Source organism: Variovorax rhizosphaerae (assembly GCF_037889975.1).
Lineage (GTDB): Bacteria > Pseudomonadota > Gammaproteobacteria > Burkholderiales > Burkholderiaceae_C > Variovorax > Variovorax rhizosphaerae.
In genome coordinates this window covers 364909-379208 of record NZ_JBBKZT010000007.1, presented here as the reverse complement: position 1 = coordinate 379208, position 14300 = coordinate 364909, and the positions used below count along the sequence as shown (strand labels likewise).

Below are 14300 nucleotides of genomic sequence, written 5' to 3'. Positions count from 1 at the left end.
CAAGGGGCAATCCTTAGATCAGCTTGACGAGCTGCTTGCCGAAGTTCCTGCCCTTCAGCAGGCCCAGGAAAGCCTCCGGCGCCGCTTCGATGCCCTGCGCGATCGTCTCGCGTGGACGCAGCTTGCCGGAACCCACCAGCGCACCCAGCTCCGCCAGCGCCTCGGGCCACACTTCCATGTGCTCGCTGACAATGAAACCTTCGATCTTCAGCCGGTTGATCAGGATCAGCGACGGGTTGGCCAGTGGCAGGGGCGCGCCGTCATAGCCGGCGATCATCCCGCACAGCGCGATGCGCGCAAAGGCGTTGCAGCGCAGCAGCACGGCGTCGAAGATGTAGCCGCCGACGTTCTCGAAGTAGCCGTCGATGCCCTTGGGGCAAGCTTCCTTCAGCGCCGCGCTCATGCTCTTGACGTCCGGATGCTGGCGGTAGTCGATGCAGGCGTCGAAGCCAAGCTCATCGGTCACGTACTTGCACTTGTCCGGGCCGCCGGCGATGCCGACCACGCGGCAGCCGCGCGCCTTGGCCAGCGCACCGAAGGCACTGCCGACCGCGCCGCTGGCGGCGGTGATGACGACCGTGTCGCCTTCCTTCGGCGCGATGATCTTCACCAGGCCGTACCAGGCCGTCACGCCCGGCATGCCGACCGCGCCGAGGTAGTGCGACAACGGCACGTGCGTGGTGTCGACCTTCTTCAGCGAGCCCGGTTGCGAGGCATCGACCACGCTGTATTCCTGCCAGCCGCCGAAGCCCACGACCTTGTCGCCGGCCTTGTACTTGGGATGCTTGCTCTCGACCACCTCGCCCACCGTCCCGCCCTGGAACACGTGGCCGACTGGCTGGCTCGCGGCGTAGCTCTTGGAGTCGTTCATGCGGCCGCGCATGTACGGGTCCAGGCTCAGGAAGTGGTGGCGCACCAGCACCTGGTTGTCGGCCAGCGCCGGCGTCTCGCCCGTGACGAGCTTGAAGTTGCCGAGCGTGGCTTCGCCTTCGGGGCGGTTGTCGAGGTGGATCTGCTTGTTGACTGGCATATGCGTGTCTCTGTGAGGAAAAACTAATCGGTGGAAACGGGTTGCAGCGCGTTCACTTCGCTGCCGCTGACCGGCAGGCGCTTCACGTACTTGAAGGTTCCCGTGGCATGCGAACAGGCGCGGCCCTTCTCGTCGTAGACCGTGGCCTCGGTGAAAGCCATGGTGGCCGTGCGGTGCATCAGCCGGCCCTTGGCGATCAGCGACCCGCGCGAGGCCTGCATGAAGGTGGTCTTCATCTCGATGGTGACGATGCCCATGTCGTTCTGCACGCTGCGCGCGGCCGTGGCCATGGCCACGTCGAGCAGGGTCATGGTGACGCCGCCATGCGCGACGGCAAAGCTGTTGGTGTGATCAGGCTGCGTGGTGTAGTGCAGCTCCGACTCGCCATTCTCGAAGCGCTCGAGCGTGAAGCCGAGGTGATCGACGAACGGGATCGTGACGCCGAAAGAGAGGCTCATGGCGTCAGGCCGCGCCGAGGACGACGCTCACGCCGCCATCCACCGCAACCCATTGGCCGGTGATGTGCTTGCCGGCATCGCTCGCGTACAGCAGCGTCAGGCCCTTCAGGTCTTCCTCGTCGCCGAGGCGGCGCAGCGGCGCGGCATTGGCCATCTTTTCCTCGCCGATCGACTGGATCAGGCCCGTCGCCATCTTGGTCATGAAGAAGCCCGGGCAGATCGCGTTGACGTTGATGCCGTACTTGCCCCATTCGGCGGCCAGCGTGTGCGTGAAGCCGATCACCGCCGTCTTCGAGGTGTTGTAGGCCAGCGTGGTCATCTCGGGCGGGTTGCCGTTGAGGCCGGCGATCGACGCGATGTTGATGATGCGGCCCGACTTCTTCGGGATCATGTACTTGTTGGCCACCTGCTGCGCCAGGATGAAGTAGCCGCGCACGTTGAGGTTCATCACCTTGTCCCATGCTGCGACCGGATGGTCTTCGGCCGGGGCGCCCCAGCTGGCGCCGGCATTGTTCACGAGGATGTCGATGGCGCCCATGCGCTCCAGCGTCTCGTCGGCCAGGCGGCGGGTGTCTTCTTCCTTTGAGCAATCGGCGGCGATCCAGCGCGCGTCGATGCCGGCAGCTTGCAACTCGGCGGCGGCCTGCTCCAGATCCTCGGCCTTGCGCGAGCTCAGCATGATCTTCGCGCCGGCTTCACCGAGCGCATGCGCCATCTGCAAGCCCAGGCCGCGCGAGCCGCCGGTGATGAGGGCGGTCTTGCCCGTGAGGTCGAAAAGTTTCTGGACGGTGCGGGGGGTCATGGGTGTCTCCAGGTAACGAGTCAGCAAAAAGAGTTGTGTGCGGAAGCGAGCGCGATCTGTTCGCAGGACATCGCGGAACCGGCCTTGCCGGACCGCTGGTGTTGCCCCCGGCGAGGGGGTTGGCGCAGTGACGCGAGGCGTCACGCAGCCTGGGGGTGCGTCAAGTGCTGTAGTCGAGGACCGCGCGCGATTCACGCAAAGTGCCAAGGAAGGCCGACACCTTCTTGTGATGCGGATGCACGACGTAGGCCTGCAGCGCAGCAGCGTCGTCGAAGCTCGAGTTCAACACGACGTCATGATTGGCTTCCATGCCCTCGGTACGGATGCCCACTTCGAACTCCCGCATGCCGGGCACCAGCCCCTTGCAGCTGTCGAGTTCCGCCTTGAAGCGCGGCGCTTGCGCTGCATCCAGCAGCTTCCACATCACGATGTGTTTGATCATGGCTTGTCGTCTTTCAGTCGGGAACGAACATAGATCAGCACCACGCCGACCACCGCGGCCACCGCGCCGGGGACGGCCATCATCCAGCCGGTGAAGGCGTCGATGCGGGCGGTGGCGATGCCGAGAATCAGCAGGAACAGCCCGCCATAGATCAGGATCCAGATCCAGTTCTCGATGCGGGCATGCGGATTGGCGGCCATCAGAATGCCTCTTCCGGCATGTCGGTGCAAGTCGGGTCCCGGCTTTCGACGACGTTGAGCCAGGCGCCGATCTTGGGCAACTCGTAGTTGAAGAAGTAGGCCGCGGCGCTGGTCTTTCCGGTCGTCACGGCGGAGGCCTTGGCCGCATCGAGCTCCAGCGCACGGGCCGCCACGTCGAGCCAGATCCAGGCCAGCACCGTGTGCCCGAAGGCCTGCATGTAGGGCACGGCATTGGTCAGCGCCGAGCGCGGATCACCCGTCGACCAGGCCGCCTGCGTGGCCGTGCCGATGCGCTGCAGTGCCTCGCCGAGCGCCTTCGCATGTGCGGCCAGCTCGGGCACCTTGGCCGCACGCACCATCGTCTCGGCCATGCGCGCGGCGAGCAGCTTCATGCCGCGACCGGCTTCCATCAGCACCTTGCGGCCCAGCAAGTCGGCCGCCTGGATGCCGTGTGTGCCCTCGTGGATCATGTTCAAGCGGTTGTCGCGCCAGTACTGCTCCACCGGGAAATCGCGCGTGTAGCCGTAGCCGCCGTGGATCTGGATGGCCAGCGAGTTCGCCTCCAGGCACCACTCGCTGGGCCAGCTCTTGGCGATGGGCGTCAACACTTCCAGCAGCAGGCGCGCATCGTCGCCAGCTTGCGGCGTACCGGTCTTCTGCTCGTCGACCAGCCGCGCACAGTACAGCGACAGGGCCAGCGAGCCTTCGCAATACGACTTCTGAGCGAGCAGCATGCGGCGCACGTCAGCGTGCTCGATGATGCGAACCTGCGGCTTGGCCGAGTCCTTGCCGGCCGGGCCCGCGGGACGGCCCTGGGGACGCGTCTTCGCGTATTCCAGCGAGGCGTAGTAGCCCGCCATGCCGAGCATCACCGCAGCGGTGCCCACGCTGATGCGGGCCTCGTTCATCATGTGGAACATGCAGTGCAAGCCCTTGCCGGGCGAGCCGACCAGGTAGCCCACCGCGCCGGCCTTGCCGCCGACCGGGTACTTGCCCTCGCCGAAGTTCAGAAGCGTGTTGGTGGTGCCGCGCCATCCGAGCTTGTGGTTGAGGCCCGCGAGCGCCACGTCGTTGCGCTCGCCGGTGAGATTGCCCTCGGTGTCCACCATGCGCTTCGGCACGATAAACAGCGAGATGCCGCGCGTGCCGGGAACCAGCTTGCCGTTCTCGTCCGGAATCTTGGCGAGCACGATGTGCACGATGTTCTCGGTCAGCTCGTGGTCGCCCGAGGAGATCCACATCTTGTTGCCCGTGAGACGGTAGCGCGGGCCGAGCGGATCGTCCTGGAAGTCATCGCCATCCGGCACCGCCCGCGTCGCCACGTCGCTCAAGGAAGAGCCGGCCTGCGGCTCCGACAGGCACATCGTCCCCGCCCAGCGCCCCGAGAACTCGTTCTTCGCGAACACGTCCTTCTGCATCTCGGTGCCATGCACCATCAGCAAGTTGGCATTGCCGCTGGTCAGCATGTTCGAGCCGATGCTCACCGAGGCCATCGCGAAGAAGCTGTTGGCCGCAGCCTGCAGCGTGAACGGCAACTGCATGCCGCCGATCTCGTAGTCCTGCGCCGCGCTCATCATCCCCGACTCGACAAAGGCCTTGTGCGCATCGTGCGTGGCCTGCGGCAGGATCACTTTCTCGCCGTCGAAATGCGGCTCCTGCGTGTCGACCGTCCGGTTGTGCGGCGCGTACTTCTCACGCGCAATGCGCTCGCAGGTGTCAAGCACCGCGTCGAAGGTCTCGCGCGAATGGTCGGCAAAGCGCTCGCGCTGGTTGAGCGACTCGGCTTGCAGCCAGTCGTACAGGAGGAAGTCGAGGGTGGAACGAAGGCTCATTGGTGTTCAGTCGAGATCGTGCGCGTGACGACGTTGCACCTCGTCGCGCGGCATCATGAATTCCTCCACCTTGCGTCCGGCTTGCTTCGCCAACGCTGGATTGGAGGACCAAAGGGAAACAAAGAAATCAACCAGCGCGAGGGATTGCTGCAAGCGCGCTTCGGCAAGGGCTGGCGCAATCGAGTTGAGTGATACCGAGTCAGACATGGGGATCCTCTCCGCGTTGAATCTTCTCCAGCGCCTCGACGTCGATCCGGTCTTTCGGGCGATTGGCAAGCGCACGGAGGATGTCGGGAATGGATTTCATCGGGTTGATCGTCGTCGGCTAAGTGCTTCAGTTTGGCTGATTCTGTCCGTCGGGCAAGCGCGCGATCGTGCCTTGTGCAAGCGCGCAAAGTTTCTCCTCGCCATCCTGCACGACGAAAATTTCGCAGGTGCAAACCGCCTGCGTACTGCCCACATGCACTGCCTTCGCACGCGCAATGAGACGCTCGCCGATGGCGGGCCGCACATAGTTGATCTTGAACTCCGCATTGACGACGGGCACGGCCATCGCAGTCCCACCTGCGAAGGTCAATGCGTTGTCGGCAAGGTAGCTGAGCACCCCGCCGTGAACGAATCCGCTTTGCTGCTTGAGCTTGTCGGTGATGGGCACCTGCAGGTCGATGGAACCGCGCGAGAGCTGATGCATCTCCGCGCCGAGCAGCACGCTGAAAGGCTGCGAGGCAATCACCTCGCGGCCCATCGCCAGGAAGGCGTCGGGCGAGACTTGCTGGTCACCGCCCGCCATGATCACAAGACCTCGAACACGCCGGCAGCACCCATGCCGCCGCCGATGCACATGGTCACCACGACCTTCTTCGCGCCGCGGCGCTTGCCTTCGATGAGGGCGTGGCCGGTCAGGCGCTGGCCGCTCACGCCGTAGGGATGGCCCACGGCAATGGCGCCGCCGTTCACGTTCAGGCGGTCATCGGGGATGCCCAGCTTGTCGCGGCAGTAGATCACCTGCACCGCAAAGGCTTCGTTCAGTTCCCACAGGTCGATGTCGTTGACCGTCAGGCCAAGCTTCTTCAGCACCTTCGGGATCGCGTAGACCGGGCCGATGCCCATTTCGTCAGGCTCGCAACCTGCCACGGCAAAGCCGAGAAAGCGGCCGATCGGCGCAAGGCCCTTCTGCTGGGCGTACGTTTCATCGACCAGCACGCAAGCGCCGCCGCCGTCGGAGAACTGGCTGGCATTGCCGGCCGAGATCACACCGCCGGGCACGGCCGGGCGGATGCCGCTAATGCCTTCCTTGGTGGTGCCGGCGCGGATGCCTTCATCGTTCTCGATGGCGACTTCCTTGGTGCGCAGGCCCAGTTGGGCGTCGGCCACGCCGGCCAGCACGGTGATGGGGGCGATCTCGGCCTTGAACAGGCCGGCTTCCAAAGCGGCGGTGGCGCGTTGCTGGCTGCGCGCGCCGTATTCGTCCATGGCCTCGCGGCCGATGTTGTAGCGCTTGGCCACGTTCTCTGCCGTCTGAAGCATGTTCCAGTAGATCTCCGGCTTGTGCTTGACCAGCCACGGGTCGGTGCCCATGTGGCGATTGGCTTCGTTCTGCACGCAGGAGATGCTTTCGACACCGCCGGCCACGTACACATCGCCTTCGCCCGCGATGATGCGTTGGGCTGCCGTCGCAATGGTCTGCAGGCCCGAGGAGCAGAAGCGGTTGATGGTCATGCCCGAGGTGGTGATCGGCAGTCCGGCGCGCAGCGCGATCTGGCGCGCGATGTTCGAACCCGTGGCGCCTTCAGGCGTGGCGCAACCCATGATCACGTCGTCCACCGAGGCCGGGTCGATGCCAGCGCGCTGCACCGCGTGCTGCACCGCATGGCCGCCGAGCGTGGCGCCGTGCGTCATGTTGAAAGCACCCTTCCAGCTCTTGGCGAGCGGTGTGCGGGCGGTAGAGACGATGACGGCGCTGGTCATGGTGATGTCCTTAGTGAAGAGTTGGAAGGGTTACAGGGGTTGCGACGCGGTGTTGCGCAGCAGCTGGTGATAGAAGCCGATCATCTCGCCGTAGTTGGCGATCGACACACGTTCGTTGTTGCCGTGGAAGCGCGGCAGGTCCTCGGACTTCACGCGGATCGGCGAGAAGCGGTAGACCGACTTGCTGATGAGGCTGAAGTGGCGCGAATCGGTGGCCGCGGTCATCAGGCCGGGCGCGACGATCGCATCGGGGAAGCTCTGGCGTACGGTCTGCTCGATCGTGCGGTAGCCCGCGCTGTCGGTTGGCGACACCGGCGACGGTTCGGAGTTGCCCGGGTAGGCCTTGATCTTGATCGCGTCGTTGTCGAGTTGTTTGCGCAGGTGCTCTTCGACGCTGGCCAGGGTGTCGCCCGGCAGCACGCGGAAATTGACGGCGGCCTCGGCACGTCCCGGCAGCACGTTGTCCTTGTTGCCGGCGCGGATGATCGTCAGCGCCGTGGTCGTGCGCAGCATCGCGTTGCTGCTCGGGCTCTTCTCGAGCTGGCTCGTGACCAGCGGGCCGGTGAGCCACAGGTTCGACAGCAGCACGCGATTCAGTCCGCCCATCTCGGGTGCCAGCGTGCCGAACATCTCGGCGGCCACGCCCTGGATGCCGCCGGGCATCGGGTGCGCTTCCAGGCGAGCCAGCGCCGCGCTCATGCTGCCGATGGCGCTCTTCTGCGGCGGCATCGACGAATGGCCCGGGGCCGTATCGAGCGTCAGGAAGAAAGTGCCATAGCCCTTCTCCGCCAGGCCGATCAGCGCGGCCGGCTTGCTCAGCCCGGGCATCACGCCGTCGAGCACCAGCAGGCCTTCGTCGAGCACCCAGTCGAGTTCCACGCCACGCGACTTCAGCAACTCGGCGATCGGCCGCGCGCCGCGCAGGCCGCTGACTTCCTCGTCGTCGCCCATGACCAGATAGATCGTCTGCGGCGGCTTGAAGCCGCTGGCGATCAGCAACTCGATGGCTTCCATCTGGGCCATCAGATTGCTCTTGTTGTCCATCGTGCCGCGACCCCAGACGAAGCCGTCCTTGATCTCTCCAGCAAAGGGGTCGACGCTCCAGGCCTTCTCGGTACCCGGCGCGATCGGCACCATGTCCTGGTGCGCCATCAGCGCCACCGGCTTGCGCGCCGGATCGCTGCCCTGCCACGTGTAAAGCAGGGCGTTATCGCCTATCACTTCCTTCTTCAGCGTCGCGTGAAGCTTGGGAAACTTCTCGGCGAGAAAGGCATGCAACTTGTCGAACTCGGCGTTATTCCCCTTGGGGTCGTCGAGGCTCGACACGGTGCGAAATTGAATCGATGCGGACAGCCGCTTCGCAGCCGCCTCCGTATCGATGGCGGGCGGGGTGACTGCCGCCACCGCCACCTGACGCGACGGCGTGCGCCACGTCTTGACCGCAACCGCCGCTGCCAGCAGCAGAACCACCAGCAGCAGGATTTGAAAAACTCGCTTGATCACAGTTGCGGTCTCTTCCTGTCTCAGCTGAAGCTCTTGCCTTCAGCCACCAGCTTCTGGATCAGCGCAGCCGGCTCCCAGAACTTGCCATCGTCACGCGGGTTCTTCGCAAAGCGACGCATCGTCTCGGCCACGTTGTAGAGGCCGGCTTGCGACGCATAGTGCATCGGGCCACCGCGGAAGATCGGGAAGCCGTAGCCGGTCAGGTACACCATGTCGATGTCGCCGGCCTTGCTCGCAATGCCGTCTTCCAGGATGTGCGCGCCTTCGTTGACCAGCGCGTACACCAGGCGTTGCACGATTTCCTCATCGGAGATCTTGCGCGGCGTGATGCCTTCGTCCTTGCGGTGCTGCTCGATCAGGTCCAGCACGACCTGGCTCGGGATCGCGTCGCGCTTGCCGGCCTGGTAGTCGTACCAGCCTGCGCCGGTCTTCTGGCCGAAGCGGCCCAGTTCGCAGAGCTTGTCGGCCGTGCGGCTGTACTTCATGTCGGCACGCTCGGTGGCGCGGCGCTTGCGGATCGCCCAGCCGATGTCGTTGCCGGCCAGGTCGCCCATGCGAAACGGGCCCATGGCAAAGCCGAACTTCTCGATGGCCTTGTCCACTTGCTGCGGCGTCGCACCTTCGTCCAGCAGGAAACCGGCCTGACGCGAGTACTGCTCGATCATGCGGTTGCCGATGAAGCCGTCGCACACGCCAGAGACGACCGAGGTCTTCTTGATCTTCTTGCCAATCGCCATGACCGTGGCCAGCACGTCCTTGGCGGTCTCCTTGCCACGCACCACTTCCAGCAGCTTCATCACGTTGGCCGGGCTGAAGAAGTGCATGCCGACCACGTCTTGCGGACGCTTGGTGAAGGCAGCGATCTTGTCGACGTCCAGCGTCGAGGTGTTGGAGGCCAGGATCGCGCCGGGCTTGGCCACGCGATCGAGTTCCTTGAACACGGCTTCCTTGACGCCGAGCTCTTCGAACACGGCCTCGATGATCAAGTCGCAGTCCTTCAGGTCGTCGTAGCTCAGCGTGGTCGACAGCAGCGCCATGCGCTGGTCGTACTTGTCCTGCTTGAGCTTGCCCTTCTTGACCTGGGCTTCGTAGTTCTTCTTGATCGTGGCGACCCCGCGGTCCAGCGCTTCCTGCTTCATCTCGAGAATCTTGACCGGGATGCCCGCGTTCAGGAAGTTCATCGAGATGCCGCCGCCCATGGTGCCGGCGCCGATGACGCCGACCGACTTGATCGCGCGCTGGGGCGTGTCTTCCGCCACGTCGGGGATCTTGCTGGCCGCGCGCTCGGCCATGAACAGGTGGCGCAACGCCGACGATTCCGGCGACAGCATCAGCTGCGTGAACAGGCGGCGTTCCTCGGCCATGCCATCGTTGAACTTCATCGTGGTTGCTGCCCGCACAGCCTCCAGGCACTTGAGCGGCGCCGGATAGTTCTTCGACATGCCCGTGACCATGTTCTTGGCGAACTGGAAGTAGGCATCGCCTTGCGGGTGTTTGCACGGCAGGTTGCGCACCAGCGGCAGTTCGGCGGGCGACTTGCCGGCGACGGATTTGGCGAATTCAACCGCTTCGTCGAACAGCGACTCGGCCGAGGCCGCGAGCTTGTCGAACAGCTTCTGGCCAGGTGCCGAGGCGAGCAGTTCGCTCTTGACCGGCTCGCCGCTGACGATCATGTTGAGCGCGGTCTCCACCCCCAGCACGCGCGGCAGGCGCTGCGTGCCGCCGGCGCCGGGCAGCAGGCCGAGCTTGACTTCAGGCAGTGCGACGCTGGTGCCCGGTGCGACCACGCGATAGTGGCAACCCAGAGCCAATTCCAGGCCGCCGCCCATGACCACCGAATGAATCGCAGCCACGATCGGCTTCGGCGAGGCTTCCAGCGCGAGGATCACGCTCAGCAGGTTGGGTTCCTGCAGCGCCTTCGACGTGCCGAATTCCTTGATGTCCGCCCCACCGGAGAACGCCTTGCCGGCGCCCGTGATGACAATCGCCTTGACAGCCGGATCGTTGTTGGCCTTGCTCAGACCGTCGGTGATGCCGACGCGGGTCGAAAAACCGAGACCGTTGACCGGGGGATTGGTCATGGTGATCACGGCGATCTCGCCGAGCACCTTGTATTCAGCCGTCATGGCGCGTTCCTTTGAATGGGGAAGTGAAAAAACGAAGAATCGGCCGGAGAGCGCCCGCCCCACGTGGTGAGGACCTCGCACTCACCCGTCGCCGAATAGCACGAGTGTTCTTTTTAAAATTCTAGGCGCTTACGGCGAACAGTGAATTTCGCCGCAGTCGCTACCGGGACAAGGGCCGAATTCTCAGACCTCTAACCACTCTTTTCGCGTGGTCGCATCGGCACGCAGGCTGTCCGGCGTGCCGTCGAACACGATGCTGCCATGCCCCATGACCAGCGCCCGGTCGGAGATGTGCATCGCGATGGTGAGCTTCTGCTCGATCAGCAGCACCGAGATGCCGCGGCTCTTGAGCGTCTGCAGGTACTGCCCCACCAACTCGACGATCTTGGGCGCCAGGCCTTCGGTCGGCTCGTCGATGATGATCAGGTCGGGGTCGCCCATGAGCGTGCGGCACAGCGTCAGCATCTGTTGCTCGCCGCCGGAGAGCACGCCGGCCTCCGTGTGCTCGCGCTCCTTGAGGCGCGGGAACATCTCGTACATGTCCTTGAAGGTCCAGCGGCTTCCCTTGCCCGAGCCCTTCTGGCCGAGCAGCAGGTTCTGCGACACGGTGAGCTTCGGGAAGATGTCGCGGTTCTCCGGCACGTAGCCCAGGCCCAGATGCGCGATCTCGTAGGCCTTCTTGCGCAGGATGTCCTGGCCCTTCCATTCGAGCTGGCCCTCGGCATGCACCAGGCCCATGATGGCCTTGGCCGTGGTCGAACGGCCGGAGCCGTTGCGGCCCAGCAGCGCGACGATCTCGCCCTTGCCGACCTCGAAGGAAACGCCATGCAGCACATGGCTCTTGCCGTAGTAGGCGTGGATATCGTTGAGTTTCAGCATGTCAGTGTCCCGCCCCTTGCGCGTCGGCGACCGATGAACCGAGATACGCCTCCTGCACCTTCGCATTGGCGCGCACCGCAGCGGGCGTATCGAAGGCAATCACCTCGCCGTAGACCACCACGGCGATCTTGTCGGCCAGGCCGAACACCACGCCCATGTCGTGCTCCACGGTCAGCAGTGTCTTGCCGACCGTCACGTGTTTGATCAGCGCGATGAAGTGCGAAGTCTCCGTCTTGCTCATGCCGGCGGTCGGCTCGTCCAGCAGGATCACGTTGGCCCCACCCGCGATGGTCACGCCGATCTCCAGCGCGCGTTGTTCGGCGTATGTGAGGTTCACCGCCTGCACGTCGCGCTTGCGTTCCAGCCCGATCTGGCGCACCAATTCCTCGGTCCGCGCGTTGGCCTCGTCGAGGTTCGACAGGAAGCGCAGGAAGCTGTAGCGAGCACCCGTATGCCACAGCAAGCCGCAGCGCAGGTTTTCGAACACGCTCAGCTTCGGGAACACATTGGTGATCTGGAAGCTGCGCGCGAGCCCGAGGCGGTTGATTTCGAACGGCGTCTTGCCGTCGATGCGCTGCCCGTTCAGCAGCACCTCGCCACTGCTGGGCTGCAAGCGCCCGCTGATGAGGTTGAACAGCGTCGATTTACCAGCGCCGTTGGGGCCGATCACTGCGATGCGCTCCCCGGCATTCACCGCCAGGTTCACGCCGCGGATGATGTCGGTCTTGCCAAAGCTCTTGCGCAAGTCCTTGAGTTCGAGTGCGTAAGTCATTGCCCTGCCCTGCTTATGCAGCCTCCATGCGCTTGATTTCTGCTTCGATGTATTCCTGCGCGGCGCCCCAGGCGCGCGCGAACTTGCGTCGAACAATTTCCATCAGCGCCAGGCCGACCAGCGCCACTGCCGCCGCGCCCAACCAACTGCCCATGCTCGACGTGTCCAGTGTCAGGCCCGCGAAACGGACCTCAGGTCCAAGCGCCGCGTTGAGCTGGATGTGATAGACCATTTCGACCAACGCCGCTGCGCCCACCACCAGCAGCCCACCCGTCACGATCAGCCCCGCGTACAGCGACCAGAACGGCTTGAATCGCCCGAACTTGGCCACCCGCAGGTTCATCATGATCAGGCTGGCCACGCCGCCCGGCGCGAACATCACCATCAGCAGGAACACCAGGCCCAGGTACAGCAGCCAGGCCTTGGTCAGTTCCGACAGCAGCACCGAGGCCAGCACCAGCAGCACCGCACCGATGATCGGCCCGAAGAAGAAGGTCGCCCCACCTAGGAAGGTGAACAGCAGGTAGCCACCCGAACGCAAGCCGCTCAAGCTGTCGCTCGCGTTCACGATCTCGAAGTTGATCGCTGCCAGACCGCCACCAATGCCCGCGAAGAAGCCGGCGATGATGAAAGCGAAGTAGCGCACCCGCTGCGTGTTGTAGCCGATGAACTCGACCCGTTCCGGGTTGTCGCGCACCGCATTCAGGATGCGGCCAAGCGGCGTTCCGGTGAAGGCGAACATCAGCGCGGTACAGATGAAGCAGTAGACCGCGATCAGGTAGTACACCTGAAGCTGCGGGCCGAAGTTCGCCCCCATGAAGGTGCCGTACGTCCGGTTGCTCGTGACACCGCCTTCGCCGCCGAAGAAGCCGGGGAACATCAGTGCCATCGAGGCCACCAACTCACCGATGCCCAGCGTGATCATCGCGAAGGTCGTGCCCGCCTTCTTGGTGGTCACGAAGCCGAACAGGATGGCAAAGAACATGCCTCCGAGCCCCCCCACCAGCGGAATCAGCACCAGCGGCACCTTGAAGCTGCCCTCGGCCGCGAGGTTCATCGCATGGATGGCAATGAAGGCCCCCATGCCGGTGTACACGGCATGGCCGAAGCTCAGCATGCCGCCCTGCCCGAAGATCATGTTGTAGCTGAGGCAGATGATGATCAAGTAGCCGATCTGCGAGAGGATCGTCAGCGCCAGGCTGCTGCGGAAGATCAGCGGCGCGACGATCATCGCGACCGCGAACAGCGACCAGATCGCAATGCGACCGGCACCCATGACCTTGGGACGATTTGGATTGGAAGTGGCCATGTGTCAGTCCTCCCGCGTGCCGAGCAAGCCCTTGGGGCGGAATATCAGGATCAGCACCAGGAACAGGTACGGAAGGATCGGCGCAATCTGCGAGATCTTGAGTTGAAGGAGTTCATAGCCGAAGGTCTTGTCGGTGACCGCCATGCCCATCGACTGGAACGCACCGCCGATGGACTGGTCCATCGCCACGGCAAAGGTCTGCAGCACGCCGATCAGCAGCGACGCCAGGAAGGCGCCCGCCAAGGAGCCCATGCCGCCCACCACCACCACCACGAACACGATGGAACCTACGGCGCCAGCCATCGCCGGCTCGGTCACGTAGGTGTTGCCGCCGATCACGCCGGCCAGTCCCGCCAGCGCGGCGCCACCACCGAACACCAGCATGAAGACGCGCGGCACGTTGTGCCCGAGCGCCTCGACCATCTCCGGATGCTTGAGCGCGGCCTGGATCACCAGCCCGATGCGCGTGCGCGTCAGCAGCAACCAGACCGAGACAAGCATCAGAAGCGCCACCAGCATGATGAACGACTTCGACTTCGGGAACTGCGTGCCAAAGATCGTGAACAGCGGCCCTTCGAGTTGCGACGGCAAGCCATACGGCACCACCGAGCGCCCCCAGATCAATTGCACCAGTTCAAGGATCAGGTACGACAGGCCGAAGGTGACCAGCAATTCAGGCACATGCCCGAACTTGTGGACCCGGCGCAGGCAGTACCGCTCGAATGCGGCGCCGAGCGCGAAGACAACCAGCGGCGAGATCACCAGTGCCGGCCAGAAGCCGACGACACCGGAAATCGTGAATGCGAAATATGCACCCAGCATGTAGAAGCTGGTGTGCGCGAAATTCAGCACGCCCATCATGCTGAAGATCAAGGTAAGTCCGGAGCTCAACATGAACAGCAGCAGCCCGTAGCTGAGCCCGTTCAGGAGCGAAATGACGAAGAATTCCATTTGCGAGCCATCCTCCTAGTTCGTTTTT

15 protein-coding genes are annotated in these 14300 nt (G+C 64.2%); all 15 read right to left on the bottom strand.

Going from position 1 to position 14300, the window contains the following annotated elements:
- Positions 1-13 precede the first annotated feature (13 nt).
- Complete coding sequence (locus tag WKW82_RS17305; RefSeq protein WP_340343548.1) at positions 14-1030, bottom strand: NADP-dependent oxidoreductase; 1017 nt, start codon at positions 1028-1030, stop codon at positions 14-16.
- A gap of 23 nt (positions 1031-1053) precedes the next feature.
- Entirely contained in the window at positions 1054-1488 is a 435-nt protein-coding gene (locus WKW82_RS17300; protein WP_340343547.1) for a PaaI family thioesterase, read from the bottom strand.
- Between the two features lie 4 nt (positions 1489-1492).
- The gene (locus tag WKW82_RS17295; RefSeq protein WP_340343546.1) at positions 1493-2290 is read right to left on the bottom strand and encodes an SDR family oxidoreductase; all 798 of its coding nucleotides are present in this window, start codon (positions 2288-2290) and stop codon (positions 1493-1495) included.
- 160 nt (positions 2291-2450) lie between these two features.
- Positions 2451-2732, bottom strand: a complete 282-nt coding sequence (locus WKW82_RS17290; RefSeq protein WP_340343545.1) for a Dabb family protein — start codon at positions 2730-2732, stop codon at positions 2451-2453.
- Positions 2729-2932 (bottom strand): hypothetical protein, encoded by a 204-nt coding sequence (locus tag WKW82_RS17285; protein WP_340343544.1) that lies wholly within the window; start codon positions 2930-2932, stop codon positions 2729-2731. The genes WKW82_RS17290 and WKW82_RS17285 overlap by 4 nt, the downstream gene beginning before the upstream one ends.
- Positions 2932-4764 (bottom strand): acyl-CoA dehydrogenase, encoded by a 1833-nt coding sequence (locus WKW82_RS17280; RefSeq protein ID WP_340343543.1) that lies wholly within the window; start codon positions 4762-4764, stop codon positions 2932-2934. The genes WKW82_RS17285 and WKW82_RS17280 overlap by 1 nt, the downstream gene beginning before the upstream one ends.
- A gap of 6 nt (positions 4765-4770) precedes the next feature.
- Positions 4771-4971, bottom strand: a complete 201-nt coding sequence (locus WKW82_RS17275) for a hypothetical protein (protein WP_340343542.1) — start codon at positions 4969-4971, stop codon at positions 4771-4773.
- Positions 4972-5098: 127 nt separating this feature from the next.
- Positions 5099-5554: a PaaI family thioesterase gene (locus tag WKW82_RS17270; protein ID WP_340343541.1), complete on the bottom strand. Its 456-nt coding sequence runs from the start codon at positions 5552-5554 to the stop codon at positions 5099-5101.
- Between the two features lie 2 nt (positions 5555-5556).
- Positions 5557-6732, bottom strand: a complete 1176-nt coding sequence (locus WKW82_RS17265) for an acetyl-CoA C-acyltransferase (protein ID WP_340343540.1) — start codon at positions 6730-6732, stop codon at positions 5557-5559.
- Between the two features lie 30 nt (positions 6733-6762).
- Positions 6763-8235 (bottom strand): M20 family peptidase, encoded by a 1473-nt coding sequence (locus WKW82_RS17260; RefSeq protein ID WP_340343539.1) that lies wholly within the window; start codon positions 8233-8235, stop codon positions 6763-6765.
- Between the two features lie 20 nt (positions 8236-8255).
- Positions 8256-10361: a 3-hydroxyacyl-CoA dehydrogenase NAD-binding domain-containing protein gene (locus tag WKW82_RS17255; protein WP_340343538.1), complete on the bottom strand. Its 2106-nt coding sequence runs from the start codon at positions 10359-10361 to the stop codon at positions 8256-8258.
- Positions 10362-10544: 183 nt separating this feature from the next.
- The gene (locus tag WKW82_RS17250; RefSeq protein ID WP_340343537.1) at positions 10545-11240 is read right to left on the bottom strand and encodes an ABC transporter ATP-binding protein; all 696 of its coding nucleotides are present in this window, start codon (positions 11238-11240) and stop codon (positions 10545-10547) included.
- Between the two features lies 1 nt (position 11241).
- Entirely contained in the window at positions 11242-12012 is a 771-nt protein-coding gene (locus WKW82_RS17245; RefSeq protein WP_340343536.1) for an ABC transporter ATP-binding protein, read from the bottom strand.
- Positions 12013-12025: 13 nt separating this feature from the next.
- Positions 12026-13321 carry a branched-chain amino acid ABC transporter permease gene (locus tag WKW82_RS17240; protein ID WP_340343535.1) on the bottom strand — a complete coding sequence of 432 codons (1296 nt, stop codon included), beginning with the start codon at positions 13319-13321 and terminating at the stop codon, positions 12026-12028.
- A 3-nt stretch (positions 13322-13324) separates the two neighbouring features.
- Complete coding sequence (locus WKW82_RS17235; protein ID WP_340343534.1) at positions 13325-14272, bottom strand: branched-chain amino acid ABC transporter permease; 948 nt, start codon at positions 14270-14272, stop codon at positions 13325-13327.
- Positions 14273-14300: the final 28 nt, after the last annotated feature.

What these genes read in the sequence shown, in the direction of transcription:
- WKW82_RS17305 (WP_340343548.1), bottom strand. Translation starts at nt 1,030, where the DNA reads ATGCCAGTCAACAAGCAGATCCACCTCGACAACCGCCCCGAAGGCGAA.
- WKW82_RS17300 (WP_340343547.1), bottom strand. Translation starts at nt 1,488, where the DNA reads ATGAGCCTCTCTTTCGGCGTCACGATCCCGTTCGTCGATCACCTCGGC.
- WKW82_RS17295 (WP_340343546.1), bottom strand. Translation starts at nt 2,290, where the DNA reads ATGACCCCCCGCACCGTCCAGAAACTTTTCGACCTCACGGGCAAGACC.
- WKW82_RS17290 (WP_340343545.1), bottom strand. Translation starts at nt 2,732, where the DNA reads ATGATCAAACACATCGTGATGTGGAAGCTGCTGGATGCAGCGCAAGCG.
- WKW82_RS17285 (WP_340343544.1), bottom strand. Translation starts at nt 2,932, where the DNA reads ATGGCCGCCAATCCGCATGCCCGCATCGAGAACTGGATCTGGATCCTG.
- WKW82_RS17280 (WP_340343543.1), bottom strand. Translation starts at nt 4,764, where the DNA reads ATGAGCCTTCGTTCCACCCTCGACTTCCTCCTGTACGACTGGCTGCAA.
- WKW82_RS17275 (WP_340343542.1), bottom strand. Translation starts at nt 4,971, where the DNA reads ATGTCTGACTCGGTATCACTCAACTCGATTGCGCCAGCCCTTGCCGAA.
- WKW82_RS17270 (WP_340343541.1), bottom strand. Translation starts at nt 5,554, where the DNA reads ATGGCGGGCGGTGACCAGCAAGTCTCGCCCGACGCCTTCCTGGCGATG.
- WKW82_RS17265 (WP_340343540.1), bottom strand. Translation starts at nt 6,732, where the DNA reads ATGACCAGCGCCGTCATCGTCTCTACCGCCCGCACACCGCTCGCCAAG.
- WKW82_RS17255 (WP_340343538.1), bottom strand. Translation starts at nt 10,361, where the DNA reads ATGACGGCTGAATACAAGGTGCTCGGCGAGATCGCCGTGATCACCATG.
- WKW82_RS17250 (WP_340343537.1), bottom strand. Translation starts at nt 11,240, where the DNA reads ATGCTGAAACTCAACGATATCCACGCCTACTACGGCAAGAGCCATGTG.
- WKW82_RS17245 (WP_340343536.1), bottom strand. Translation starts at nt 12,012, where the DNA reads ATGACTTACGCACTCGAACTCAAGGACTTGCGCAAGAGCTTTGGCAAG.
- WKW82_RS17240 (WP_340343535.1), bottom strand. Translation starts at nt 13,321, where the DNA reads ATGGCCACTTCCAATCCAAATCGTCCCAAGGTCATGGGTGCCGGTCGC.
- WKW82_RS17235 (WP_340343534.1), bottom strand. Translation starts at nt 14,272, where the DNA reads ATGGAATTCTTCGTCATTTCGCTCCTGAACGGGCTCAGCTACGGGCTG.